A 26,088-nucleotide genomic window follows, 5' to 3' on the forward strand; every position below is an offset into this window, starting at 1 on the left:
TCACCGCGCCCCCTTCACACCGCGCATCACCAGGCCGCTGTCCGCGGCAGCCGCGCGGACCAGGGCGTCCACGCCCGTCTGCTCGTCCTCATCCAGCAACGCCATCAGGTAGTCGACCTGGAGTCCGGTGAACGGCTCCAGGTAGTAGTCGCGAGTGGTATCCGGATGCGCATGTCCCATCAAAATGGACAATGCATACCAAACATCGCCGAACTGGTCGCGCAGGTCCGTGAGTTGCTCATCGCTGAAGCCTTGGACCTGCGGTTGCCAGACCATCGACAGGACCAGGAACCAGCGGAGGGCGAAGGAGTGACGGAGCATATGGGCTCGTGCCCACAGCGGGCATTCCGCCCGGCGCCGCTCGCGCTGCTCGGGTGTCAGCGTCTCGGCGGCCAAGTCCACCCACAGGTCGGCGATCCGCTCGTTGGCATCGCGGAAGGTATCTTCCCACCCGCCGACCTTCTTCGGCAGCCCGTCGTGAGACAGCCAGACCGCAAGCGGTTCAAGGCCGTTGGGCGTTCGGCGGAACAGCAGTCTGCGTTGGTCCGGGCCTATGACGTCGAGCGCCGTTGGCACGGACGATTCGGACCGTCCCTCCAGGTGGAGCTCCCGTGTTCGCGGGCTGTAGCCCGTCACGATCCACACCCCGGTGAGGCGGTCGTACCGCCCAGCGCGCTGGGCACGGCGGATCACCTCTGCCCGGGAACCCTCCCACTCGTCCATGTAGGAGGCCACCGAAGCCATCACCCGGCGCGGAATCCGGTAGTACCGCCCCTCCTTCGCCCCCTTGATGCACGCCTCCGCCAGCCAGGCCCGCGGGAAGCGCCCCTCCTCGGACAGCGGCAGCTCGACATCCAAGATGCTCGCCCACTCCTGGACCCGCAGGCCGGTCCCGTAGAGCCCGTCGACGAAGGCTGTGTCCCGGTCCTCGTTGTACCCGCGCCAGCCGCTTCGCCGCAGGCCGTCGAAGCCGTAGCCGCGCAGACCGATGTTCCGCCACTGCTCGAACCCGATTCGTAGCAGCCATTTCACCTGGCGCCGCCGAGTCGCGGTCGGCCGGATCGGATCCCGCCCGTTCCCGGCCAGCGGAACTCCGTCCTCATTCAGCACACCGGACGGCCGCCTCGATCGCTCGGACTGGCTCGGCAGCGACAGCACGGGATTGTCGACGCCGTAGCGCGGCTTGGCCCACACGTAGAAGCAGCTCAGCGCCGCCCGGTCGGTGTCGAAGCTCGTCCCCCTCACCCGCTCCTCGTTTCGGACGTCGGTGATGCGCCAGTCCTTGAACGCCTCGATGTCGCCCGCCGTGGCCTCGTCCCAGGTGCGGCCGAAGACATGAAGGAAGGTCAGCCAGACCGCGAGCGAGTACGCGTACCGGCGCATGGTCCCAACCGGCGCGCCGGCCATCGAGCCGGTGCGGAAGAAGAGGTTCACTCGCGGGTCCGCATAGCCCGTCGGAGCGATCAAGATCGGAGTGCCGTGCCGAGCCCCGTTCCGAGCAGCTCGCTCGTGGACGCCGCCGAACCACGCGAACTCTTCCTCAGCGGCAAACGGAACTGCCCCCACCATGTCGTAGAAGTCAACGGACCATCGCCCCAGACCATCCATAATTCCCCCATGCTCAGAGAGTTATTTCTACAACATGCGGATGCCCGGAGAACGGCCGGGCACATGGAGCGGGGCGAGTCGATCACCCGCGCGATGGCGCGCGAGGCCGAGGAGGAACTCGGCGTCACCATCGCCGAGGCCGACCTCGCGCTCGCCCACACGTTGCACCACCTCGACGCCGACGACGGCCGCAGCCGACTCCAGCTCTTCTTCCGCACCGGCCGCTACGAAGGCACAGTGCGCAACGCCGAGCCACACAAGTGCAACGAGTTGCGCTGGTGGCCGATCGGTCGGCTACCGGTCGACATCGTGCCCTACACCGCGCACGCCCTCGGCGAGATCACACGTGGCAACGCGCTGTCCACCGTCGGCTGGCCGGCATGACCGTGCCCGCCCTCCCCGACGACGCCGACCGGCTGCTGCGCAGCACGGCCGGTCCGTACGAGCCGCTGGGCGTGCACTCGCGGAACCGTGCGGGTCAGCCGGCGGTGTGGGAGGTCCGCACCGGCGACGGGCGCCGGATGTTCGCCAAGCGGCCCAAGAACGAGCTCATGCACCGGCGCGAAACCGCCGCGTACCGAGGCCTGGTACCTGCCCTTGGCCCCGGCCGGGCCCCGACCCTGCTCGCCGAAGACGTCCGCTCGTTGCTCCTCGTCACCGCCACGCTACCCGGCACGCCCGTGATCTCGGCCGCTCTCAGCGCAGCCGAGGAATGCGAGGTGTACCGGCAGGCCGGCCTGCTCGCGGCCCGCATCCACGCCCACCCGATCGCCGACGGCGTGTTCGGCAAGCGACTGCCCTGGAGCCAGGAGCGCGAACGGGCGCTCGCCCGCGCCCGGGACGCCCAGCTCTCGAAGGGGGACGTCAAGGTCCTGGCCGAGGCCACTCGCGCCGAACTCCCGAAGACCGCCATCGCTACCTGCCACGGCGACTGCGGCCCGCGGAACTGGCTGGTCTGCCGTTCCGGCGACGGCCGGCTCTTCGTCGGCGTGATCGACTTCGAGCGCAGCCAGGTCAAGGAGCCGGTGCGGCGCGACCTGATGCGGGTCATGCTCCAACTCACGCCACACCGGCCCGACCTCCGCACGGCGTTCCTCACCGGCTACGGGAGAGACCTCACCACCGCCGAGCAGGCGGCGTGCCGGGCCTGGGCAGCGATCGACTGCCCCGCCGCCCTGCGCTGGCCCTCGACCACCACAACGACGAAGAGATTGTCGGATACACCCGCTTCGTCCTGGAACAGCTACGCCGCCCCGCAGCGACCGTCTGAAACCTCGCTCCGTTCAACCATCTTGGAGGTAGCACCGTGGAAAGCCTTCGCCAGGCAGTGGCCGTGATCGTCCACGACCAGGTCCAGGGCCTGGTCGCGACGATCCACTACGCCACGAACAGCTGGAGCGCGACGCCGGCGTGGACGATCCCCGGCGGCAAGGTCGAGGTAGGAGAGCGCCTCGACGAGGCCGCCGCCCGCGAACTGCGCGAGGAGACCGGGCTGCTCGTCGAGCCCGAGGATCTGCGGCTCGTCCACACGATCCAGGTCCGTCAGGGCTGGGACGGCAAGGGGGCCTTCCTGCTCAGCGCGTTCCTCGCCACCGCCTGGCGCGGCGAACTGGCCAACACCGAACCGACCAAGCACCTCTCCGTCGCCTGGTCCCCGGTCGACGCGCTGCCGCTGCCGATGTTCCCGACCTCCCACGCCGCCCTCACCCTCCACCTGTCCGGTGGACGTGGCTTCTCCACCCACGGCTATGACGGTAAGCCCTTCGACCTGCACACTCTGGTCGGCGCGTGACAGCAACAGGCCGACACCGGCGACCACCCGACCCGCAGCTGCCGGCCGACACCGACGCCCGGCTGCGAGCCATCGCCAACGGACAGCCCGTCGTCGAGGGAGGCGTCGTCGTCTTCTCCGGCAGCACGGTCCCGTACGTCTACCGAACCGTGCACCGGTCGGACGGCGTAACCGACCATCACCTCGTCCGCCTCGATCCCCCGCCACCGCTTCTGTCCCCCTGACCGTCTTCTGGAGGAGTCGTCGTGTCCGGTCTCTCCGTTCGCCTCGCCGGCCCACAGGACGCCGACGAGTTGTTGCGCCTGCGCGTCGCGGTCCTCGACAGCGCCCAGCTCACCGACGAGTGGCGCTCCACCTTTCGCGACGACATGCGCGCCCGCCTCGGCACCGACCCGAACCTGCTCGCCTACGTCGTCCCCATCGACGCGCACACGCTCGCCTCGTGCGCCATCGGCATCGTCTACCGCGGCTACCGCGGCCCCACCCACCCCGGCGGGCTGTGGGGCCGCATCCACACCGTGGCCACCGACCCCGCCCACCGCCGCCGCGGCCACGCCCGGGCCACCACCGCCGCACTCATCGAAGCCCTCAAGGAAGCCGGCTGCGGCTCGATCGAACTGCGCGCCACCGAGGCCGGTGCCCCGCTCTACCAGTCCCTCGGCTTCGGGCCGCTGGACGGCTACATGGCGCTGCGCCCCGGCCCGGAGGGCTGCACGCGGTGAGCGCCTTCGACCTCGACGCCTACAACGAGCGGGCCCGCAACGGGCCGTGCTTCATCTGCTCGATGCTCGCCGGCACCCCCGGCTACGAGCACCGGATCGTCCTGGACGACGGCGTCCACGTCGCGTTCCTCGACCGCTACCCCACCCTGCCCGGCAAGGTGCTGGTCGCCCCGCACGCCCACGTCGAGGACACCATCGGCGGCTTCACCGAGGACCGGTACCTGGCCCTTCAGCGCGTGGTCCACCGGGTCGCCGCCGCGCTCGCAGCGACCGTCCCGACCGAGCGCGTGTACGTGCTGAGCCTGGGAAGCCGGCACGGCAACGCCCACGTCCACTGGCACATCGCCGCCCTGCCACCCGGCATCCCCTACGAGCAGCAGCAGTTCCACGCGCTGATGACCGAGCGAGCCGGCGTCCTGCCGGACGACCCCGAGCAGTCCGAGCACCTCGCCGCCCGGCTCCGTGCCCGGCTGCACCGCAACGCCCAGGAAGACGCGGTGGCGCCGGCGACCCGTCCAAATCACGTGGAGGAGACCGCTTGAAGGCCCGCACACCCAACCCCGAACAGGAGGGCGAGGTCTCCGACAGCAAGCGGTTCCTGTTCGGCGGCCGACTGCGCTACGACTACAGCTTCGACGACCACGAGCAGACCATGCTGACGGTCGGATTCCTCACCGTCACCACCCGCAGTGCGCGGTCGCGCTGCCCAATGTCGGCGGGGCCCGGTACCGTGCGGTCACGATCAAGGCCCAGGAGGGAACATGACGACTGAGGAAGCACCCATCACAGCCCTGACAGCCGTCATGTCACCGCGCGACGGCGCCGATGAGCAGGTGGACTGGACCGCGGTCGGGCAGGCCTGGGGTGTCGGGTTCCCGTCCGACTACATGGCCTTCATGGCCGTCTACGGAGCCGGCGGCATCGACGAGTCGGTGGGCATCCACGTCCCCGAGGAGACCACGCAGCCACCCGAGGGGCCGGGCTTCGGCAGCATGGCCAGCGAGACCGCCATCATGCGACGCCTTTGGTCGGACGACGGCGGACCGGCCGGCGTCGACGCCACCCCGGCCTCGGTGATCGCATGGGGCACCAGCAGCGGAGCCGACATGCTCGGCTGGCTCACCACCGGCTCCGACCCCGACACGTGGTCGGTCCTCGTGTGGAAGCGGCACGGATCGCCGCACTGGCAGATCCACGACTGCGGCATGACCGAGTTCCTGCGGCGCCTGTTCACCCGGGACTTCGCCGATTGTCCGCTCAGCGACGCCTCCCTGTGGGGCGACCCGTCGCCCCACTTCGTTCACTGGCGCGAGGAACGCCGCCGCTACGAAGCAGGCATCGACCCCTACACCGGACAGCTGCTGCCGTGGCACGGTGCAGACTTCACCTGACCCCGGTCCTCCACACCGCTCCGGCCAGCGCCACCGGGGTGGCCCGCGGCTCCCGATCCGGCTGCCGGGCCGCAGCCCGTGCGGCGGGGCCAGGGAGTCCTCGGGACCGCGGCCAGGCAGGCATGAAATTCACGAAAGCAGCGTGCCTGACTCGCCTCAAACCGCAATCTCGGCCCGTTGCCGGCCCCGGCGCCAGCATGTGGCCGGCAGGTCACGCGTCGAGGACGTCCCCCACCTCCACGATGGGCTACACGAACGCACGTCCGCCGCCTGACTCGCTCACCGCCAGCGCCCACGTCACCGGCCCTCGCCCAATTCCCGACCCCTCGCGTCTGCCATACCGGGCCCAACGAGCCGCGGATGCCTGAGGGGACCAAGCCTCACACGACCTGCGGTCCTGGGACAGCGGGACTACCTCCAGCCCGCACGCGTGCAGGCTCGGACGCCCACGGGAAGCCGCCCGCTCGCGGGCTTGGCGCACCAACCACCGGACGCGGCCCGCGAGACCGCAGATCCGAGTGGCGGGCTTCCGGCCGTGCTGTTCGATGCGGGGCCTTGAACGTCAAGACCAGAGGAGGCCGCTGAGGGCGGTGTCGGTGGCGGCTGCGATGATCCACTTCATGAGTGAGACGACCCCCGCCGTGACGTGGACGCATGACCTGGCCACCACCGTCGAGCTGGTACGCACCCTGCACGACCTGCCGTGGGCCGCGGACCGGTCTGCGGTCGAACGGTTGGTGGCCGAGCGCCCCGGCTGGAGGATCCGCCGGGAGATGAACGACCTGCTCGCCGTCGGAATGTTCCCGACCGGCGGGACGGAACTGTACTTCGACGCCACCGCCCCCAAGCAGGCGCACTACCGGCGGGTCCGGTTGATGCGGCTGCTGGACTTCGCCCCGACGGCAACGCCGCACCAGCGGCAGGCCGCCCTGCGGCAGCTCGCCGAAGCGCTGGGCGCCGTCGGCACGCCGACGCCGGCACCGACGGGAGCCGAGGGCTTCGGGCTGCGCTGGCGCTCGGGAGAACGGGTCATGCTGCTGCAGAGCAACGACCGGTGGGCATGGGTCTCGCTGCACCAGGCAGTCGCCGGCGCGCAGCACGTCGACGAGGACGTCCTCGGACGGATCAGCGAGGACCTCCCGCCGCTGTGGGATAGCGGAGAGCGGGACCAGCGACTGACGCTGCACCGGTTCGCCGAGTCTCCCGCGCTCGAACACCGACGGGACGTCTTCGCCGACGTCTACCGGGCGGTGTGCGGCGTGCTCGGCGACCCGACGCTGTACGGGGGCGGCCCTGACGGGCCTGACGTCCGGTGGCGTGGCAGCGGCGAGGACACCACGCTGCTGCGGCTGCGGGCCGACCGGCAGGAGGTGTGGGTCGAGACCGCTTCGGCCGAAGCGGTCGAGGCGGAGGAACTCGGCATCTTCCGGTGGGGCGGCCCGGGCAGTGACGGGAGCAGCGACTTCTCGCGGCTGCCGTACAGCTGGCAGCTGCACCTGTACGGGCCCGGCGAGACCGCCGTCTACCTGCCCGGCGGCCGACTGGCCGGCAATCTGCCGCACCTGAGGGAGGCGCTGGAGCTGCAGTTCGCCGCCTGGATCGAGCAGCTGCCCGTCCAGCGGCCCGGGGAAAAGGTCACGTTCACCATCGCCTCGCGCCGGATCATCGGCGGAATCTCCTTCACGTACTACACCGATAAGGGGTTCCTGCTCCGCGTCGGTCCCCGGCCCGGGGACCCGCAGGTGGTGGCGGCGGCCATGACCGCCGACGGGTGGCATCCGTCCGGCAAGCGCTGGAAAGCCGAGTTCCCCGCCCCGACCGCGCGGACCGCCACCGACGTCGCCGCGCTCATCATCGCCGAACTGGCCGCCCGCGGCCTCACCGGCGACCACGGCGAGGTGACCGCCCGCCGGGTATGCCTCGGACCCGCGTGGGGCTTCTTCCTCGCCACGGGGCTGGGGCTGGAGACGAGCTGACGCACCGCCGTCTGGGGCCCGCCCCCGGTCAGCTGGAGCACGGCGGGTAGCGGCAGCGGACCGAACCGGGCCAGGGCCTGATCAACGGCGGTACCCGTACTGTCCTGGCCCGTCGCCACTCCGGTGCCCCCGCTGCCTCGAAGATCGCGGACGATGGTGCCGGGCGGGCGGGCCTGGGCCCCGGGCGCTCGTCCGAGGCGCCTGCCGGAGCAGCGGGGTTCGAAATGCCACGCCGCCCGCCGAGTTGGTAGGTCGGCGGCCGGCGCGCGGTGAGTCGCCGGCGGCGGCGAGTGCCTGAGGTTGTCGGAGATCTCGCGCCCCTCGAACCGTCCAGGGAGGTCCACCGGCTCCCGACTCCCGAGATGGTCCCGCCGGAACCGTGTCGGACCCTGTTGTTAGCCTGCGCGGATGGGACTGGACATCACCGTGGTCATGGCCGACTGGAACCGGCTGGCCCGGATACCGGCGGACGAGCGCCTGGACGTACTGGACGACACCGTGTTCCCCGTCCCCTGGAGCGATCCGGTCCCGGCCGCCCTCGCCGTCGCCCAGCCCGACGGCTGGGTCTGGCCGCCCGAGCCGACCTGGTGCGCCCGGTACAGCTTCTACGGGACCACCGGCTCCTACAGCTTTCACTGGCACCTGGCCGCCGCCTGGGCGGACATCAGAGGATCGGCGGCCCCCGACCTACGGGCGGCCCTCGACCGCTTCCTCGGCGCCCTGATCCCCGAGCCACCGGACGACGGCCCCGCACCGGCCGCCGGCTTCCCCGACGACCCCTCACCCTGGCACCCGCACGTACTCCTGCTCTGCACCCCTGACGAAATCCCCGTCCTCGCCCGCTCCTGGGAGACAGCCGCACCACGGCTGGAGGAACTCCGCGCCCCGTTCGACGCCGAGTGCGCCGGCTATTCCTGCCGGCCCGCCACCTTCGACGCCGCCGCCGCACTCCTGCACGAGTGGGGCGAGGTGGTCGCCGGAGCCGAGTCCCGCGGCTGGGGCCTCATCGGCCTCCGGTGAGCTCGCCGTTCAACTGCCCTGGCAGCACCGCGTGGTCGCCTACGGCTTCGGCGGGCTGCGCCTTGCCTCCGGCGCCGACCCGGACCTCACCCTCCACCGCACGCCGTGAGACCGGAATCCCGCATCGGCCCACTGACAGTGCGGAATTCGGCCGGGCCGGCTACTCGCTGGTGAGGCCGAGCGCGGTCCGGACGGCGGCGGCCTGCGTGTGGCCGCCGTGGCTGCGAACGGCTGCGACGTCCTCTTGTGCGCTCGTGCCGTCGGAGGCGGTCCGCAGTGCCGCCAGCGCCGGCAGCATCTGGAGCAGTTCGGCCTTCAGATCGGCTGCGGGCTGCCGGACCCGGTCGCTCCAGGTGGTTGAATCCAGCGTCGCCACCTCCGCGTTGACGGCGGCCGACAGGCGGTCCGCCCAGGGCCGTGCGCTCGTCGGGTCGGCGTCCAGGTCCATACTGCGGGGCGCGCCGGCGAGCTCGCCCTCCATGCGGTCGGCGACCTGGAGGTAGCCGATCTGTTCCGTGGTCAGGGTCGTCTCGTCGCGCCGCAGCGAACCCGTCCGGTCACCCTCGTCGTCGGCGAACCAGCAGACGATCCTGTGCCCCGAGCTCTCCCAGGACTGCTCGTCGGGCAGGTAGTCGTGGACGCGCACGGAACGCGGCAGGGCCCAGGTGTCCATCGCGTAGGCGTTCCGCTGCGCCTCGCAGGCCTTGGTCGTCTCGCGCTGGAGCGGGTACGGGCCCGGGTAGAACGGGTCGTCCGCGGTCGCCACGGCGAATACCTCGCCGGAGTGGCGCTCCGCGCAGGACACCGGTCGCACGCGGGTACGGTCCTACCGCAGGTGACCGCTCCGACGCTCTCGACCTCCTCGAAGCCACCCCGCTCGGCGCCCCGTGGGAGATCACCGTCACCGCTGTCCACACCGCCCTGTGCCACCCCGGCGACCAACGTGCAGCCGACTCCGCCGCCGATCACTGCCTGGCGCTGGAACTCTGCGACGGCCTGGCCGCATTCACCACGCGGCTCGCCCCCACCGCCATCCACGCCGCAGGCCCAACAACCGCCACCGCCCGACCCCTCATCGACCACCTGGCCCACCGGACGAGCGAGGTCCGCGACGGCTACGCACTGCGCGACTTCCTCGCCCATCCAGCTGTCCGCCATCACCCCGACCCCGTAAAGGCAACCGAATTCGAACACACTCTCGCCAGCTGCGCACTAGCCTCAGGCGACCTCCCGGAACCCCTCACCGTCAAGCTGAACAACGCGCTCGCGGTCGCCACCGCAGTGATCGACGACTCCTTTCACTGACGATCCCCGGCGCTGCATGACTGGGCGGCAGCAGCCGGTTCCCCCAGCGAGCAGAACCTGCTCGTCTCACCGCGACTGCCGACTTCGGCCTGACGCCGGTGCCGGCCCCGAGCGGCGCAGATGCTCGGGCTGTTCACCGGACGTGGCGGTCGGCTGCTTCGACGGCCTCCACGAGGATCGGGCCTTGGCCGCGCTCGCCGAAACCTTCCGGGCGCGCACCGAACCAGGCCCGGGCCGATCCAAGGCCTGTCCCATCTTCCGAAGCATCGGAACCTCCACGACAGCAGGCGGGGCGATCGCGCCGGCAAGCAGGGCCCCAGCGCCGGGAAGCGCTTGCCTCCGAAGCGAGGCACTGTAGGCGCCGGCCGCCCCACCGACAGCGAGCAAGGCCTCCGCGCTCGGCAACGGCCCCTGATGACGCCGAAGCCAATCCGCTCCCTGATGAGCGAGCCGCGCGATCCGCTCGCAGGCCACGATCGAGACATCGCGTAGGAACTCCAGCACCCGACGATCACCGACCAACCGGTCGAAGCACTCGCCGGACCGCTCCGCCAGCGTCGTCCACAGGTGCCGCGCAGCGCCACGGACGGTCTGGATCTCCAGCCACTGCGGGACGTCCCGCACGATCGCAGCATCCTTACCGGCTTCCCTCAGCGCCGCGCTGACTCCGTCCACAACGGGGGCCGACTCACGGGCCGTGACTCCCTGAGCAGTTGGTGGTCCCTGCTGCGGCTGCTCCTGCAGCACCGCAATACCTGCGCTCAGCACGGCGCGTAGATCGTCCACGACCTCCGGTCCACTCGGCACCACCTCGACCCAGGCCGCGAGTACCGCCTCCAGAGATGCCCGAAGATCGATGCGAGCGAGCTGTCCACAACTGAGGTAGACGGAGTCGTCGAGTTCGGCTCCGAATTCAAGCTGCTCCCCCGACAACACTCCGTCCTCGTACACCCCGGATGCAGGACCGTCGGACAACGGCGCGTCCTTCGCCTGGGCCTGGGCCGCATCCTGCTCGGCGAGGAAGTCCCAGATGTCCCTCGCGTCGTCCATTGTTGCGTCCTCACGCGTGGCTGTCCGCTCGGTATGAGAATCACGATCGGCCAAGTCCTGGCACCTCAAGTCTGGTCGAAGGCCATACGCTGTCCTGGCGGATCAGCCGGTTCAGCATGACGTCGGGCGCACCTCCCCGACCAGCGACACGCCCGCTACGCGACAAGGCAGTTGACACATCAGAGGCACATTGCCACTGCCGCTTGCCGGGCCATTCGCACTGCCGAACGACATCCGACAGGAGACGGCCGCCAGAGCGAGTTAGTTGTCATTGTGGCGTTCTATGGGACTCTCCGACGCCAAGGGTGAACCCATCGCAGCACCTACCGGACCCGCGCCAACACTTCTGCCTGTAAAGCAAATGCGTTGATACTCAGATGCCAATCACCCCACCCAGCACGGATACGAGCAGCAAGGTCACACCGAGTGGTCAAGCACTCGTACGGGCTTCGCCCGTGCCGCAGCCTCGGCGGCCTGGGCCTCCGCGCCCCAGCGGCGGGCGAGGACGGCGCAGACCATCAGCTGCAGCTGGTGGAAGAGCATCAGTGGCAGCACCATCAGGCCGGCGGCCGGGCCGGGGAAGAGGACGGCGGCCATGGGGACGCCGCTGGCCAGGCTCTTCTTCGAGCCGCAGAAGACGATGGCGATCAGATCGCCCCGGTCGAATCCGAGCCGGCGGCCGGCCAGCAGGGTGATGGTCAGGACCAGCGCCAGCAACACCGACTCGGCCACCAGTAGGGCGGCCAGCCGGGGCAGCGAGAGCGTGTCCCACATCCCGCCGACGACGGGGGCGCCGAAGGCGCTGTAGACGACCAGCAGAATCGAGCCGCGGTCGACCAGGGCGAGGACGGCGCGGTGGCGGGCCGTCCAGGCGGCGATCCAGCGGCGCAGCAACTGGCCGGCGGCGAAGGGCAGGAGGAGTTGTTCGGCGATCTCCAGCACGGTGCCCGGCGAGATGCCGCCCTTGGTGTGCAGTAGCACGGCGGCGAGCAGTGGGGTCAGGAGGATGCCGAAGAGGCTGGAGAAGGTCGCGCTGCAGACCGCGGCGGCGGTGTTGCCGCGGCCGATGGAGGTGAAGGCGATCGAGGACTGCACGGTGGAGGGCAGCAGGGTCAGGAAGAGCAGGCCCTGGTAGAGCTGCGGTGACAGGACGGTCGGCACCAGCAGATGGGCGGCCGTCCCGAGCAGGGGGAAGAGGAGGAAGGTCACCGCGAGCACGGTGCCGTGCAGTCGCCACTGCTTGAGTCCGTTCCAGGCCTCACGGGCGGAGAGCCGGGCACCGTAGAGGAAGAACAGCACGGCGACCCCGCCGGTGGCGGCGTCCGAGACGACCGGTGCGGCGCCGCCACGGGCCGGCAGTACGGTGGCGAGCAGCACGGTGCCGAGTAGGGAGGCGATGAACGGGTCGACGCGGAGGCGGGCGCAGCGGTGTAGCACTGGCCGGGTGGGAAAGCGGCGGGAGCGGGTTGGGGTGTTCGGGCGGGGCATGGTTCTCCGCGCGGGTGGTTTCGGGTGGGACGGTCTCAGCCTTTCGCCCGTTCGGGTGATTGTGAATCCCGCTGGCTGCACTCACTGTCATCATGATTCGTGATATCAGCCGATAGAGTGGCTGGATGTTCGATCCGGTGCAGTTGAGGTCCTTCCTCGCGGTGGCCCAGACCGGCGGTTTCACCCGGGCCGCCCAACGGCTGGGGCTGCGGCAGTCGACGGTCAGCCAGCACGTGCGGAGGCTGGAGGAGACCGCCGGCCGGCGCCTCTTCGTGCGCGACACCCATTCCGTACAGCTCACCGGCGAAGGTGAGACGATGCTCGGCTTCGCCCGGACGATCCTGGAGGCGCACGAGCAGGCGCTCGGCTACTTCGCGCGGACGCAGGTGCGCGGGCGGGTGCGGTTCGGTGCGTCGGAGGACTTCGTCGACACCGAACTGCCGCAGATCCTGCGCGGCTTCCGGCGGCGCAACCCCCAGGTCGACCTCGAACTCACCGTCGGGCTCAGCGCCGTGCTCTACGAGCAGCTGGCCGACGGCCGGCTCGACCTGGTGCTCGGCAAGCGCCCGCCGGGCGGCGACGCCCAGGGCCAACTGGTCTGGCAGGACCGGCTGGTGTGGGTCGCGGCGGAGGACTTCCGGCTGGAGCACCCGGCGGAGCCGCTGCCGCTCATCGTCTACCCGCCGCCGAGCTTCACCCGGGCGCGCGCCCTGGAGGCCTGCGAACGCGACGGCCGGCCCTGGCGGATCGCCTGCACGAGCACCAGCCTGTCCGGGGTCCGGGCCGCCGCGCTGGCCGGTCTCGGGGTGGTGCCGCACGCCCGGAGCCTGATCCCGTCGGGCCTGCGGCCGCTGCCCGACCAGCCGGGCCGGCCGGGCCTGCCGGACCTGGGCACGACGGACTTCGCCCTCACCACGGGACGCACCACGGCCCGCGGCCCGGCCCGGGTCCTGGCCCAGGCCGTACTCGCGGACGCGTTCCGGCTGCAACGCGCCCCGGAGCGGGCGCAACCCTGAGCGGACGGAGTCGCCCCAGTCGGCCGGCACGGCCTCGGCGTCACGAGATCATGAACTCCCCCGTCGACAGCGCACGCTTCACGATCCGCACGTCGCCGATCCAGCCGTGGAAGATCTTGTCGAGTACGCCCGCGTACTCGTACCCGCCGAACATCCACGGTCGCCCGAGGGTGGTCAGGCCGACGGCCGGGGTCGACGGGTTGCGGGCCACCTCGCAGCCGTCCACGTACATCCGGTTGAGCCGGCCGTCGTTGACGACCGCGACGTGCCACCAGTGGTCCAGCGGCAGCTGGTGGCCCCAACAGGTCGACGCGCCGGTCTGGTTGAGCGGGTAGACGCACCACTGCAGCGCGGGCGCCTCGGACAGGCTGAGCGTGACGACCGGCTCCTGCGGGTCGGTCGCGTCCCCGCTCTTGCCGGCCTCGCCGCTCATGCCCCAGCGGCTCAGGATCCCCGACCACGCGTTCTCCCCCGGGTCCCAGTCCGCGGGCAGCTTGAAGAAGGCCTCGATCGTGTAACCGTGCTCGAACGTCTCGCGGTTGACCGGCGCGGTGGGCACGGTCTGGAGGTACGCGCCGACCGGCGGCTTGTTGCGGCTGTCGAAGAGCAGGCTGCCGTGCCCGGGCTGGTCCGGGTGGTGGTCGGACGAGCACGCGAGTGCGGTGTCGGGCGCGCCCGGGGTGGCCTGGCGGACCAGGTCGTTGCCCTGGCCGGTCAGGTCCCGGACGGTCTGCAGGACGCCGGTGCCGGCCTTGCCCCCGCCGTCGAAGCGCCAGTAGGCGAGGGTGTCGCGGACGAGCAGCTCGCTCGCGGGGCGAGCCGGACGCGGCGGGACGGGGGCGAAGCCGGCGAAGCGGCGTTCGAAGGCGATCGGGATCGAGAACCGGTCGACATCGGAGGTCAGTTCGGCCTCCCGGGCGGCCAGGGCGTTGCGCTCCTCCGCTGCCGTCTCCAGGATCCAGGGCGAGAACGTCGACACGTCGATCGTGTTCCGGTCGAGGTCGAAGCGGTAGGTGCGGATCATCGCGGCGCCGCCGTAGTAGCGGTCCTGGTAGTTGGTGATGTGAACGTGCACATCGTTCCCGGCCTTGTTCCGCAGGACGGTGCGGCCGGGCGGCCAGTAGTGCCCGTTCACGGTGAGGAACACCTGGTCGTTGCCGCTGACGAGCTTCTCCCACAGGCGCTTCCCGTAGTCGGACAGGTTCGCCTTGCCGCTGTCGTCCGCGTAGGCCATCTCGTGGGTGGTGAGGATGACCGGCAGCTTCGGGTTCTCGGCGATCATCCTGTTCGCCCAGGCGAACCCCGCGTCCGACAGGCGCCAGTCCAGGGAGAGGACCATCCACTCGCGGCCGGCCGCCGTGAAGACGTGGCAGGTGTTGTACCCGTCGGGGCTGGATGCCCGGTAACCGGGCGTGCGGGCGGCCCTCGCCGCGGTGAACGTGTCCAGGTACGGGGTCCTGCCGCGCTGGTCGTCGGTCGAGGAGCGGACGTCGTGGTTGCCCGCGAGCACGCCGTAGGCGACGCCGGCGTCGTCGAGCAGCGCGAAGGACTTCGTCGCGGCGGCGTACTCGGCCGGCAGCCCGTGCTCGGTCACATCGCCGAGGTGGGCGAGGAAGACGATGTTGTCGTCCCCGCCACCCTCGCGGTTCGTCCCGCCGTCGAGGACGTAGCGGAACGACGCCTCCAGCGGGGCGGGGTGGATCCGGTCCTCGTCGAACAGGTACTGCGTGTCCGGCATGACGACGAAGGTGAACTGCCGGCTGTCCGGGTCGGGCTCCCAACCCTCGGGGCGGGTACGGGGCTTGACGTCGGCCTCGGCGGGGGCGGCGACGCCGAACAGCCCGAGCCCCGCCGAGCCGACCCCGGCCCCCAGCAGCCCGGCCCCGCGCAGGAACCGCCGCCGGCTCGCCGCCGCTGCCCCGCCCCCGTCGAGTTCCGCGGTCCGGGGGCAGGCGCACGCGTCGGACGGATGGGAATCGTGCATGATCGCTCCAAGGAGTGGTGTGGCCCCGGACGGTTCACCGGACGTTAGGGACCGAACCTTGTCGCAGGTCATCCACGTGGCCACGCCGCGCTGAACAGCGGCCGAATGCCGCGATCACGACAGCGGCCCCCGTCACAGGGCGACGATCTGCCAGTCCTGGTTGTCACCTCCGGTGATGGTCCACTGGATGACCTGGGCGCCGTCGGCGGTGGAGGCGTCCTTGACGTCGGCGCACCACCCGTTGCGGACGTTGACGAGCCGGTAGTAGCCGCCGGTCGCGGAGGGGACGAGCTGCCACGACTGGTTGTCGCCACCGTCGCCGGTCCACTGGTCGAGGCTCGCGCCCTGGACGGAGTTGCCGGGGCTGTCGAGCACCTTGCCGCTCTTGGCGTTGGCCAGCCGGTAGGACCCGTCCGCGTTGGGCAGGAGCTTCCACTGCTGGTCGGCGCCGCCGGTCCAGGGCCGTTGGACGAGGCCGGCGCCGTCGGCGGTGGAGGCGTCGCCGACGTCCAGCACCTTGCCGCTGCGGCGGTTGACCAGTGTGAACGTGCCCAGGTCCGCGCCGAAGGGCCGGTCGTAGAGCTCCAGGGTGCTGATGGACGCCCAGACGCCGTCCGGCAGCCCGGTGACGGTGACGCGCACGTACCGTGCCCGGGTGCGGAACTGGGCGACCTGGACCTGGCTGGTGCCGGTCGTCGCGGTGAGGTCGGCCAGCGTGGTCCATCCTGCGTCGTCGGTGGAGCCCTCGATCTTGTACCGGTAGTTGGTCCGGTCCAGCTCCCAGGCGATCCGGGTGCCGGTCAGGGAACGGGTCGAGCCCAGGTCGACCTTCAGCCAGTGGCCGGTGCCGCCGTCGTTCGCGCACCAGCGGGTGGAGGTGGCGCCGTCGACGGCCTTGGCCGCGGTGTTGCCCTTGGAGCTCTCCTCGCTGTCGGCGGTCGCCGTCGCGCCGACGGCGACCGCGACGTCGGCGGGCTGCACGCTGCGGTCGAGGACAACGCCGACGACGCTGTCCTGAGGGTGGGTGGTGCGGTCGATGCCGGCGACGGCGACCCGGCCGTCGGCGCTGACGGTGTAGCCGAGGTTTCCGCCGGAACGCACGTCGAACACGCGGGTGACCTGCGCGTCGCCGATCGGCGGGGTGGTGAAGGTGGTTCCGCTGTAGCCGGGCAGCAGGTGGACGTAGAAGGTGTCGTCCTTGTACGTGTAGCCGTACTGGCCGTCGAGCGGGTTCCACGGCCCGCCGCGGGTGCCGTAGACGGACCGGCCGCAGGCGCTCATGAAGGAGCCGATCTGCCGCAGCAGGGCGGCCTGGGCGTCGGAGACGGTGCCGTGCCGGTCCGGGCCGACGTTGACCATCACGGTCATGTTCCGCACCCAGCAGTTGACCAGGATGTCCATCGCGGTGCCGTAGCCCATGACGGAGGAGTTGGAGTAGCCCCACGTGCCGATGATGCTGAAGACCTTCTCGACGAGCCTGCCCGTGCGGACCGCCCCGGTCGGGACCCCCGGGCCCTCGTCGCTGTCGTAGTCGCCCTTCCAGCCGGAGCGCGAGGTCGCGACGATGTCGGGCTGGTGCTTGCGGACCATGCCCATCAGGCCCAGCGGCCTGCCGTCGGCGTCCGTCTCGCCGTAGGCGGCGTCCACCGGCCACTGGTTGGCGGTGTCGCGGAACCGGCCGGGTTCCCAGAAGAAGGCGCCGGCCGCGTCGGTGCCCTGCTCGGCGATCCAGCCGCCGTCCCACCACAGGTCGTCGATCACGCCGTACCGGGTGACGAGTTCCTTGACCGACTCGTACACCTCGGTCTTCATGATCCGCGCGTTCTCCTTGTGCGCGGGATCGGTGGTGTAACCCCAAGGGTTCGCTGCGCAGTTGGTACCGCTCACATCGTAGTAACCGGGGTAGCGCCAGTCGATCGGCGAGTAGTAGAGGCCCACCCTCAGGCCGGCCGCCCGCACCGCCGCCACATAGTCCTTCACGAAGTCATGGCTGAGGGGCGCCTGCCCGGAGTTCCAGCTGTCGGGGTGGTTCAGCGGCCACAGCGCGAAGCCGTCGTGGTGGCGGGTCGTGAGCGTCGTGTACCTCGCCCCGAAGTCCTTGGCCAGTCGGGCCCACGCCGCCGGGTCGTAGGCATCGGCGGTGAACTGCTCGCTCGTCGCGTCGGTGACGTACTTGCGGTAGTCCGCCGGGGTGACCGCGGCGCTGTGCATGTACCACTCGCCCTTGGCCGGGCCCGCGTACACGCCCCAGTGGATGAACATCCCCAGCTTGGCGTCCATCAGCCACTGGATCTTGGCGTCCGGCTGCTGTTCGAGGCCCAGGTCGGTCTGCGGGATCCGCAGGGGAGGCAGCGGCAGCGGGTCCGCCGCCGTCGCGGCGTACGCGGGCGCCGTCACGGCGACCGGGACCACCGTCGCGGCAACCGTCATGGCCGCCATGCCGACGAGAAGCGACCTGCGCGAGATGGGGTCCGGCACTGTTGTTCCTCCGGTTCGAGTCTGAACGGTGGTGTTGGAGTCCCCGGACGGGCCCGTTGCCGGCCGGGCCCGGCTGCCGACCGGGCCCGCTGCCGTCAGCCGGTCAGGAAAGGGTCCAGCTCTCACTGGCGGCGCTCGAACTGCCGCCCGGCTCCTGGTCCACGGCCCCGCCCTGCGTGGTCGAGCCGCCGGTGCCGATGGTCAAGCCGCTGGCGATGCCGACCAGCACGTACTTGCCGCCGACGAGGTCCAGCGCCCACTGCTGGTTGGTGCCGCCGTTGCAGGTCCACTGCTGCAACTGCACGCCGGTGGCGGTCGAGTAGCCGGGGACGTCCAGGCACAGTCCGCTGTTGGCGCTCGTCAGGGTGTAGACGTTGTCCGCGACCCTGGTGAGCGTCCACTTCTGGTTGGCACCGCCGGTCGACGGCCATTGGATGACCCCGCCTCCGGCGGAGGTGGAGGCACCGGACACGTCCAGCGGCATCGAACTGGCCGCGTTGGTCAGGGTGTAGGTGCCGGCGGAGGGGAGGCCGCTGCCGGCCGACCAGGTGCCCGCGGACGTGTCGAGGGACCAGGTGGGGTACTGGCCGAGGTTCAGCGTCGTCCCCCTGATGGTCAGCGGGAGCCAGATCAGCCTGGATCCGCCCAGGTCGCCGGTGTCCCAGCGGTCCCCCGCGTAGATGTACGTGGTGCCCGAAGTGCCCTGGACGGTGATGATGTTGGCCGTCTGGCTCCCGTAGGTATTGGTGCCGGGGGCGGCCAGGTCCCGCCAGGCCGACCACGGTCCGCTCGGGGACGTCGCGGTGGCGTAGACGTTGTCGTTGAGGTACCAGCCCGACAGGTGCGACCCCAGCAGGTAGTAGATGCCGCCCACCTTCACCATGGCCGGGGACTCGATGCTGCCGCCGCCCAGGAGCGCGACCGGGCTGTCGACCGAGAGGTAGTCGGCGGAGAGCTTGTCGATCCGCAGGCCGCCGTTGTTGCGGTCCTCGGTCAGCAGGTAGCCCGTGCCGTCGGACTCCTGGAACAGGCCCAGGTCACGGCTGACGTTGCCCAGCGGCCGGAAGCTGCCCCGGTAGACGTACGGGCCGCACGGGGTGCTGCTGGTGGCAACACCGGCCTTGGCCTCGGAGTAGTCGCCGCTGTCGATGTGAACGTACATCACGTACGTGCTGGTCGACGCGTTGTAGATGACCTTCGGCCGCTCGACGACCCGGTTCGGCCCCAGATCTCCACTGCTCTGCTTGGCCAGTGCCACGCCCTGGTAGGTCCAGGCGCCGAGGTCGCCGGAGGTGTAGCAGGGGATGTCCTGGAACGAGGTGTTCGCCGACGTCTCACCGGTCTTGTCCTCGCCGAAGCCGTACCAGGTGCTCCCCACCTTGAGGATGCCCAGTCCGTGCAGCTGCAGCGCGTTGCCGTTCTGGTCGGTGCGGGCGCCGCCCAGGGTGAACTGCACCGGGGCCGAGGCCGCCTGGGCCTGTGCGGCGGGCAGCAGCACCGCCGCGAAGGCGCCGAGCAGGGCGAGAAGTCCGGCGAGTGCGGTCCGCCACCGGCCGACCGGCCGGGTGTCGCCTGAAGGACTGCGGGACAAGGGGTCACCTCTCCAAAAGGACATGCGTCGGAAACGTCCATGACATGGGATGGATTAAGGCCCAAACATCGGGTGCTTGTCCAGAGTTTCGACAGCTTCTGCCGAGCAGCCGCCCAACAGTGGCGTGATTCATCTGACCTAACGGCAACAGACATGGGATGTCAGGCGATCCCTGACTCGATCCGGGCCGCTCCACCCGCGCCGGGCCCCGAAGACCGTCCGCACCGGCGTCACCGTGAAACTTTCACCAGTGGGATCGCGCCGATCGGCCTGTATCGCCTGGAAGCCTGGAAGCCGGGAAGAAGCCCAGCCACTCCTTGACGAGGTCGCAGTCGCTGATGCAGCGTCAACAGTCCGAAACACTCCGGAAACAAGAGCAAGGGCGACGCCGTGAGCGCGAGCACCGATGTGAGCGCTCACATGCGTGACCTGCTCACCGCCCGCCGCTGTCAACAGCCCGCGGAGAAAGAGGTTCCATGCTGCGTTCCCGGTACCTGACGACCCGCCTGCTCGCCATACTCCTGGCGGTCGGCGCCGCACTCGGTGTGAACGTGTCCAACGCGCCCCGGGCCGGCGCCGCCTCGTTGACCCGGATCACGGGCTTCGGCACCAACCCGACCGGCCTGCAGATGTACCTGTACGTCCCGAACAGCGCCAAGGCCAACCCGCCGATCCTGCTGGCACTGCACGGCTGCCAGGGCTCGGGCCCCTACCTGTACTCCAGCACCGACTTCGCCGCGCTGGCCGACCGGTACGGGTTCATCGTCATCTACCCCTCGACCAGCCCCGGCGGCAGTTGCTGGGACGTCTCGTCCGACCAGGCGCTGACGCGCAACGGCGGCAGTGACCCGGTCGGGCTGATGTCGATGATCACGTACGCCGAGCAGCGCTACGGCGGGAACCGCAACGCCGTGTACGTCACCGGCGAGTCGTCGGGAGGGATGATGACCAACGTCATGCTCGCGGACTACCCGGACGTGTTCAAGGCCGGCTCGGCGTTCATGGGCGTGCCCTACCACTGCTTCTACACGGGCACCGTGCGCGGCTGGAACGGCCCTTGCGCCGGGGGCCGGGTCTCCATGACCGCGCAGCGGTGGGGCGACCTGGTGCGCGGTGCCGATCCCGGCTACACCGGGCCGCGCCCCCGCGTGCAGCTGTGGCACGGCACCGCCGACCCCATCCTGAGCCACAACGATCTCGGTGAAGAGACCAAGCAGTGGACGAACGTCCTCGGGGTGAGGCAGAGCCCGTCGTCGACCGACACCCCGGCCGCCGACTGGAACCGGGCCCGGTACGCCAACGGCTCCGGCATCACCCAGGTCGAGACGTACAGCATCGCCGGCGCCGGGCACCAACTTCCCATCCAGGGCACGCAGATGGCCGCCTACGCCATCCACTTCATGGGGCTGGACGGCGGCGGCAAGCACCAGCGGGCCCTCGGGTAGTCGCTCTCCGGTTCCCCTCCAGATCAAGGAGATCCCGCCCGGTCGCCGATCGGGCGGGATGCGTCGCCGACGTCTCCGCCATGACCGCGACGGCCCGCGCCGCCGGACGGCTGCTCGTCGAGGCCGCCTGGAACCGCTGGCACCCGCGCACCCGGGACCTCGAAGACCTGGTCGCCCGCGGCGCGATCGGCACCGTCCACACCGTCACCGCCCGGTTCGACGGTCTCGCCCCCGCCCCCGGCAACTACCGCCTCGACGCCGCCCTCGGCGGAGGGGCCCTCTACGACGTCGGCTACTACGCCGTCTCCGCCGCACTCGCCGCGTTCGGCTGGCGCGCGCCGACGGTCCTGCGGGCCGAACAGGAGCGCTGGGGCCCCGGCTCCACCGACTCCGTCACCCGGTTCCTGCTGGAGTTCCCCGGCCGGGGAATGGCCGAGGTCGACTGCTCACTCGTCGGCCGCACGGCCGAGACGTTCACCACCACCGGCACGGGCGGCTCGATCACCCTCACCCCACCGGCGTTCTGCGCCGGCTCCGCCCCCAGCACGCTCACCACCACCGGCGGAGACCGCCGCGACTACCCGGCCCAGGATCCCTACCGCCTCATGGTCGAGTCCGTCGACTCCGCCGTGCAGGGCGACACCACGGCCCGCCTCGTCCCGGTCGCGCAGTCGCTCCTCGTCGCGACCACCCTGGACGCCGTCCGCGGTCACCTGGCGCGAGTCGACAGTTGACGGTCGACTCGACGACTCTGCCGGTGCGGTCCCGGTCGACACGGGGTCCGAGCTGGTGCGCAGCGGTCCCGAGGTGTCTGATTCGATGGGGCCGTCGATCGTCACCACCGCCCGAATGGGAGCAAGACCCTGAGTACGTCGTTCGCCGAGGCGTTGTCCGTCGGCCTGCTGATCCTGGTCCTGGTCTGCGCGGTGGTGCGGCCCTGGGGGTGGCCGGAGGCGGTGGTCGCCGTGCCGGCGGCGGGGCTGGTGGTCGCCGTCGGCGCGATCTCGCCGTCGGACGCCCTGGCCGAGGTGCAGCGGCTCGGGCCGGTGGTCGGCTTCCTGGCAGCCGTGCTCGTGCTGGCCCAGCTCTGCGACGACGAGGGCCTGTTCCACGCCTGCGGGGCCTGGATGGCCCGCACCGCCGCCGGGCGGCCGCGCCGGCTGCTGGCGCAGGTGTTCGTGGTCGCCTCGGTGATCACGGCCGTGCTCAGCCTGGATGCCACCGTGGTGCTGCTCACCCCGGTGGTGTTCGCCACTGCGGCGCGGCTCGGCGCCCGGCCCAAGCCGCACGTCTACGCCTGCACGCACCTGTCGAACACCGCCTCGCTCCTGCTGCCGGTCTCCAACCTGACCAACCTGCTGGCCTTCGCGGCCAGCGGGCTGAGCTTCACCCGCTTCGCCGCCCTGATGACGCTGCCGTGGCTGGCGGCCATCGCCGTCGAGTACGCGGTGCTGCGCCGGTTCTTCGCCGCCGACCTGGACGCGGGCGCCCCGGCCCCGGCCGACCTCGCGCCGCCGGAGATGCCGCTGTTCGCCCTCGCCACCGTCATCGGCACGCTGGGCGGGTTCATCCTCACCTCCGTGCTCGGGCTCGACCCGGCGTGGGCGGCCCTGGCCGGTGCCCTCGTGCTCGCCGTCCGCGCGCTGGTCCGGCGGCGCACCACCCCGGTCGCGGTCGTGCGCTCGGCCGCCGTGCCGTTCCTGGCCTTCGTGCTGGCGCTCGGCGTCGTGGTGCGGGCCGTGGTCGACAACGGGCTCGCCTCCGCGCTCGGGCACCTCGTCCCGCAGGGCACCGCGCTGCCCGCGCTGCTCGGCACGGCGGCGCTGGCGGCGGTCCTGGCGAACGTCATCAACAATCTGCCCGCCACCCTCGTCCTGTTGCCACTGGCCGCCCCGGCAGGGCCCGGCGCGGTGCTGGCCGTGCTGCTCGGGGTGAACATCGGACCCAACCTCACCTACGCCGGGTCCCTGGCCACGCTGCTGTGGCGGCGCATCGTCCGCGAGCACGACACCGACATCGGCCTGGGCGAGTTCACCCGGCTCGGGCTGCTCGTCGTGCCCGCTGCGCTGCTGCTGGCCGTGGTGGCACTGTGGGGGTCGTTGCAGACCATCGGAGGTTGACACCGTGACCGTCGTCGTCTGGATCACCGAGGGCACCTGGCCCGCCTGCGTCGACGCCGCCCGGACGCACGCGCCGCGGGACGCCGGGATCGTCCTGCTCCATGTCAGCGGCCGGGAGGTGCCCGGCGCCGCGCACGGCGCCTTCGCCGGGCTGCTCGGGCGCGGGCACCCCGAGCGTGATCCCGGCACCCGGATGGAGGGTCTGGCAGCCGCCTCGGGCCGGCACCTCCTCGATGCGGCGGCCGAGCGGCTGGGACGGCCCTGCACCCCGGTGGAGCGCAGCGGCCGCACCGAGCGCGAGGTCGTCGCCGCGGCGGAGGGGGCCGAGCTGCTCGTCCTCGCCCGGGACGGCGACCGCACGCGCCTCGGGCCTCACAGCCTCGGGCCGGCCACCCGCTTCGTCGTCGACCACGCCCCCTGTCCCGTCCTGCTGGTCTGGCCGGAGACGGCCCCGAGCGCCGACACCCTCCCTCCCCCGCCCCACCACTAAACCTGGCTGCCCGCCGGGCCGGAGAAGGCGAGCCGGCAGCGGCTGCCGGCCGGGAGGTGGAGCCGGAAGCGCCGGGGGTCACCGGGAACCGGGACGAGTGCGGCGTCGCGGCCCTCCCGATCGGCCGCCACCGGACGGCCCGTCCGCTCGGGCAGGTACAGGTCGACCGTCGTGTCCCGGACGGCGTGCAGCTCGGCGCCGGTCAGCGCGCCCCGGCGCCAGCTCAGGCCGGCCGTGATGCCGCCCCGCGCGCGCAGGCCGTGGACGTCGCCGTCCGGCCAGGACGGCGGCAGGGCGGGCAGCAGCCGCACGATGCCGTTGTGGCTCTGCAGGAGCGTCTCGGCGATGGCGGCGGTGATGCCGAAGTTGCCGTCGATCTGGAACAGCTGCGGCGGGTGCAGGTCGAAGAGGTTGGCCGCGACGGAGGTCGCGAGCAGGCGGTCGACGGCGTGGCCGGCCAGGGGGCCGTCGCCGAGGCGGGCGGCCAGCGCGGCCACCCAGGCGAGGCTCCAGCCGGTGCCGCCTCCGCCGTGTTCCAGCCGGCGGTCCAGGGCGCGGCGCGTCGCGTCCACCAGGGAGGCGTCGGCGAGCGGGTCGACGGCGCTGCCCGGGTAGAGGCCGTACAGGTGGGAGAGGTGCCGGTGCCCCGGGTCCTCGTCGGGGAGGTCGTCCCGCCATTCCAGGAGGCGGCCGTCGGCGGCGATGGACGGGGGCCGCAGGCGGGCGCGGGTCCGGGCCAGGTCCTCCGCCAGGTCGTGGTCGACGCCGAGTTCGCGGGCGGCGGCGACGGTGTTGTCGAGCAGTTCGGCGGCGAGCCAGTGGTCCATCGTGGAGCCGGCGGAGACGGCGGCCAGGGTGCCGTCACCGAGCCGGAAGCTGTGCTCGGGCGACGTGGACGGGCTGGTCACCAGCGTGCCGTCCGCGTCCTCGACGAGGAGGTGGGTGAGGAAGCGCGCGGCCTCCCGCATGACGGGGTAGGCGCGGTCGGCGAGGAAGGCGCGGTCCCCGTGGAAGAGGTGGTGGTCCCACAGGTGGGCGGCCAGCCACGGCCCGGCCATGGGCCAGTGGAACCACATCGGCTCCCCCAGCACCGGGTTGGTGGCGCGCCAGATGTCGACGTTGTGGTGGCAGCACCAGCCCGGCGCGTCGTAGTACGCCCGCGCGGTGGAACGCCCGGACTCGGCGAGGTCCGCGACGAGGTCGAACAGCGGCTCGTGGCACTCGGACAGACCCGTCGTCTCGGCGGGCCAGTAGTTCATCTGGAGGTTGATGTTCGACGTCCAGTCGCAGTTCCACGGCGGCGTGACGAAGGTGTTCCAGATGCCCTGGAGGTTGGCGGGCTGGGTCCCGGGCCGGGAGGAGGCGATGAGCAGGTAGCGGCCGTAGGCGAACAACTGGGCGGCGAGGCCCGGGTCGGCGGTGCCCGCGTTGGCGGCGGCGAGGCGCTCGTCGGTCGGCAGCTCCGCCGCCGGCCCCGCGCCGGGGAGCCGGAGGGAGGCCGCGCCGAAGAGCCGCCGGTGGTCGGCCACGTGGGCGGCGCGCAGCGTGTGGAAGTCCTGTCCCCCGGCGTCGTCGAGCCACTTGCGGGCCTCGGCGAGCGCCGCCTCGGGCCCGTCGGGCCGCTGCCGCCAGTCCTGGTACCCGGTGCCGACGGAGACCAGGAGCACGGCCTCGTCGGCACCGGTGACCTCGATCCCGCCGTCCACGGCGCGGGCGGTTCCGTTGACCGTCCGCACGCGTATCTCGGCGGCGAAGCCCGTGCCCTCGTCGTCCCGGTAGACGGTGTCCGTGCCGCCGAGCCAGCTCGCGACGCTCGCCGGGGCGCGCCCGTGGACCGACAGGGCCGCCGCATCGGCGGAGGTGGCCGTGGCCGGGTGGGGCGTCGTCAGGCTCGTACGGAAGGTCAGGGCGCCGGGGGCGTCCGCGCTGAGGCGGACGGCCAGGACGCCCGCCGGGGCGGAGACGAAGCTCTCCCGCCGGTAGCGGACTCCTCCTGCCGTGAACGACACGGTGTGCACGGCCTCGTCGAGGTCCAGGGCACGCCGGTAGTCGGCCGCGCCGTCCTCGCCGTCCTCGCCGTCCTCGCCGAGCGACGGGAAGGTCAGCAGGAGGGTGCCCAGCGGCTGGTAGGCCTCGGTGTCGGGGCCCTGGAAGTGGGCGGTGGCGATCGCGTGGGCGCCGGCGTGGTCGCGGTCGCGCACCGCCTCCCGCAGGGCGGGCAGGTGGTCGGCGGCGCCGGCCCGGTCGCGGGGGCCGGGGCCGCCGGACCACAGGGTGTCCGCGTTGAGCTCGATCCGCTCGGTGCGCACGCCTCCGTAGGTCATGGCGCCGAGACGGCCGTTGCCGAGCGGCAGTGCCTCCAGGAGGCCGTCGGCGGGGCGCCGGTACCAGAGCGGATCCGTGGCGGGGTGCTGCGTGTCCGTGGGCGCGGTGTTCATCGGCGCGGTGTCCATCGGCGCGGTGTTCATCGGCGCGGTGTCCATCGGCGCGGCGTCCTTCCGGTCGTGGGCGGGGCGGGGGCCGTCGTCCGGGTGGACGGGCCGGAAGAAGGTGTTCAGGGGACGGTAGCGACGACTCTGCGGCGGCCGGTGTCCGGACGGGCCGGTGGGCAT

At 71.6% G+C, this 26,088-nt stretch carries 23 protein-coding genes; 15 read left to right on the plus strand and 8 right to left on the minus strand.

Features of this window, described 5'->3' with window-relative positions; all coding sequences use genetic code 11:
* Positions 1–1,434 carry a site-specific integrase gene (locus ACFVSN_RS06000; protein ID WP_387596641.1) on the minus strand — a complete coding sequence of 478 codons (1,434 nt, stop codon included), beginning with the start codon at positions 1,432–1,434 and terminating at the stop codon, positions 1–3.
* Positions 1,435–1,671: 237 nt separating this feature from the next.
* Between ACFVSN_RS06000 and ACFVSN_RS06005 the strand changes: the two genes are divergently transcribed.
* From ACFVSN_RS06005 to ACFVSN_RS06050, 10 genes are all read left to right on the plus strand, one after another.
* A complete protein-coding gene (locus tag ACFVSN_RS06005) occupies positions 1,672–1,992 on the plus strand; it encodes an NUDIX domain-containing protein (RefSeq protein ID WP_387596644.1) in 321 nt (106 codons plus the stop codon).
* The gene (locus ACFVSN_RS06010) at positions 1,989–2,945 is read left to right on the plus strand and encodes a phosphotransferase family protein (RefSeq protein ID WP_387596647.1); all 957 of its coding nucleotides are present in this window, start codon (positions 1,989–1,991) and stop codon (positions 2,943–2,945) included. Before ACFVSN_RS06005 ends, ACFVSN_RS06010 begins: the two co-directional genes overlap by 4 nt.
* Positions 2,915–3,400 carry an NUDIX domain-containing protein gene (locus tag ACFVSN_RS06015; protein WP_387596650.1) on the plus strand — a complete coding sequence of 162 codons (486 nt, stop codon included), beginning with the start codon at positions 2,915–2,917 and terminating at the stop codon, positions 3,398–3,400. Before ACFVSN_RS06010 ends, ACFVSN_RS06015 begins: the two co-directional genes overlap by 31 nt.
* The gene (locus tag ACFVSN_RS06020) at positions 3,397–3,624 is read left to right on the plus strand and encodes a hypothetical protein (protein WP_387596653.1); all 228 of its coding nucleotides are present in this window, start codon (positions 3,397–3,399) and stop codon (positions 3,622–3,624) included. Before ACFVSN_RS06015 ends, ACFVSN_RS06020 begins: the two co-directional genes overlap by 4 nt.
* Positions 3,625–3,645: 21 nt before the next feature.
* Positions 3,646–4,122, plus strand: coding sequence for a GNAT family N-acetyltransferase (locus ACFVSN_RS06025; RefSeq protein ID WP_387953795.1), 477 nt, complete (start codon positions 3,646–3,648; stop codon positions 4,120–4,122).
* Positions 4,119–4,664 carry an HIT family protein gene (locus ACFVSN_RS06030; protein WP_387596659.1) on the plus strand — a complete coding sequence of 182 codons (546 nt, stop codon included), beginning with the start codon at positions 4,119–4,121 and terminating at the stop codon, positions 4,662–4,664. Before ACFVSN_RS06025 ends, ACFVSN_RS06030 begins: the two co-directional genes overlap by 4 nt.
* Positions 4,661–4,894, plus strand: a complete 234-nt coding sequence (locus tag ACFVSN_RS06035; RefSeq protein ID WP_387596662.1) for a hypothetical protein — start codon at positions 4,661–4,663, stop codon at positions 4,892–4,894. Before ACFVSN_RS06030 ends, ACFVSN_RS06035 begins: the two co-directional genes overlap by 4 nt.
* Entirely contained in the window at positions 4,884–5,513 is a 630-nt protein-coding gene (locus ACFVSN_RS06040; protein WP_387596664.1) for a hypothetical protein, read from the plus strand. Before ACFVSN_RS06035 ends, ACFVSN_RS06040 begins: the two co-directional genes overlap by 11 nt.
* Positions 5,514–6,133: 620 nt before the next feature.
* Positions 6,134–7,489: a hypothetical protein gene (locus tag ACFVSN_RS06045; protein ID WP_387596667.1), complete on the plus strand. Its 1,356-nt coding sequence runs from the start codon at positions 6,134–6,136 to the stop codon at positions 7,487–7,489.
* Between the two features lie 408 nt (positions 7,490–7,897).
* Positions 7,898–8,509, plus strand: a complete 612-nt coding sequence (locus ACFVSN_RS06050; RefSeq protein WP_387596670.1) for a hypothetical protein — start codon at positions 7,898–7,900, stop codon at positions 8,507–8,509.
* Between the two features lie 160 nt (positions 8,510–8,669).
* Here ACFVSN_RS06050 and ACFVSN_RS06055 read toward each other — a convergent pair whose 3' ends face one another.
* The 3 genes from ACFVSN_RS06055 to ACFVSN_RS06065 all read right to left on the minus strand — a co-directional run bounded on the left by ACFVSN_RS06055 (position 8,670) and on the right by ACFVSN_RS06065 (position 12,352).
* On the minus strand, positions 8,670–9,323 hold the full coding sequence (locus ACFVSN_RS06055; protein WP_387596672.1) for a septum formation family protein: 654 nt from the start codon (positions 9,321–9,323) through the stop codon (positions 8,670–8,672).
* A 557-nt stretch (positions 9,324–9,880) separates the two neighbouring features.
* A complete protein-coding gene (locus ACFVSN_RS06060; RefSeq protein WP_387596675.1) occupies positions 9,881–10,864 on the minus strand; it encodes a hypothetical protein in 984 nt (327 codons plus the stop codon).
* Between the two features lie 417 nt (positions 10,865–11,281).
* Positions 11,282–12,352 (minus strand): bile acid:sodium symporter family protein, encoded by a 1,071-nt coding sequence (locus ACFVSN_RS06065; protein ID WP_387596678.1) that lies wholly within the window; start codon positions 12,350–12,352, stop codon positions 11,282–11,284.
* Between the two features lie 125 nt (positions 12,353–12,477).
* Here ACFVSN_RS06065 and ACFVSN_RS06070 point away from each other — a divergent pair, with 125 nt between their 5' ends.
* On the plus strand, positions 12,478–13,368 hold the full coding sequence (locus ACFVSN_RS06070; protein ID WP_387596681.1) for a LysR substrate-binding domain-containing protein: 891 nt from the start codon (positions 12,478–12,480) through the stop codon (positions 13,366–13,368).
* Between the two features lie 40 nt (positions 13,369–13,408).
* On the opposite strand, the gene ACFVSN_RS06075 is transcribed toward ACFVSN_RS06070, so the two are convergent.
* The 3 genes from ACFVSN_RS06075 to ACFVSN_RS06085 form a co-directional block, all read right to left on the minus strand.
* Complete coding sequence (locus tag ACFVSN_RS06075; RefSeq protein ID WP_387596683.1) at positions 13,409–15,352, minus strand: LamG-like jellyroll fold domain-containing protein; 1,944 nt, start codon at positions 15,350–15,352, stop codon at positions 13,409–13,411.
* 132 nt (positions 15,353–15,484) lie between these two features.
* On the minus strand, positions 15,485–17,830 hold the full coding sequence (locus ACFVSN_RS06080; RefSeq protein ID WP_387596686.1) for an alpha-L-fucosidase: 2,346 nt from the start codon (positions 17,828–17,830) through the stop codon (positions 15,485–15,487).
* 103 nt (positions 17,831–17,933) lie between these two features.
* Positions 17,934–19,421, minus strand: coding sequence for an RICIN domain-containing protein (locus tag ACFVSN_RS06085; RefSeq protein ID WP_387596689.1), 1,488 nt, complete (start codon positions 19,419–19,421; stop codon positions 17,934–17,936).
* Between the two features lie 476 nt (positions 19,422–19,897).
* On the opposite strand from ACFVSN_RS06085, the gene ACFVSN_RS06090 reads away from it, so the two are divergent.
* The 4 genes from ACFVSN_RS06090 (at position 19,898) to ACFVSN_RS06105 (ending at position 23,476) form a co-directional block, all read left to right on the plus strand.
* Positions 19,898–20,866, plus strand: coding sequence for an alpha/beta hydrolase family esterase (locus ACFVSN_RS06090; RefSeq protein WP_387596692.1), 969 nt, complete (start codon positions 19,898–19,900; stop codon positions 20,864–20,866).
* Between the two features lie 80 nt (positions 20,867–20,946).
* Positions 20,947–21,600, plus strand: coding sequence for a Gfo/Idh/MocA family protein (locus tag ACFVSN_RS06095; protein ID WP_387596695.1), 654 nt, complete (start codon positions 20,947–20,949; stop codon positions 21,598–21,600).
* A 129-nt stretch (positions 21,601–21,729) separates the two neighbouring features.
* The gene (locus ACFVSN_RS06100) at positions 21,730–22,986 is read left to right on the plus strand and encodes an SLC13 family permease (protein ID WP_380445316.1); all 1,257 of its coding nucleotides are present in this window, start codon (positions 21,730–21,732) and stop codon (positions 22,984–22,986) included.
* 4 nt (positions 22,987–22,990) lie between these two features.
* Positions 22,991–23,476 (plus strand): universal stress protein, encoded by a 486-nt coding sequence (locus tag ACFVSN_RS06105; protein ID WP_387596698.1) that lies wholly within the window; start codon positions 22,991–22,993, stop codon positions 23,474–23,476.
* Here the strand turns inward: ACFVSN_RS06105 and ACFVSN_RS06110 are convergent.
* Positions 23,473–26,088: a glycoside hydrolase N-terminal domain-containing protein gene (locus ACFVSN_RS06110; protein WP_387596701.1), complete on the minus strand. Its 2,616-nt coding sequence runs from the start codon at positions 26,086–26,088 to the stop codon at positions 23,473–23,475. The two genes, ACFVSN_RS06105 and ACFVSN_RS06110, sit on opposite strands and share 4 nt — an antisense overlap.

Origin of the sequence: Kitasatospora sp. NPDC057904 (assembly GCF_042887925.1) — a bacterium.
In the GTDB taxonomy this organism is placed as follows: domain Bacteria; phylum Actinomycetota; class Actinomycetes; order Streptomycetales; family Streptomycetaceae; genus Kitasatospora.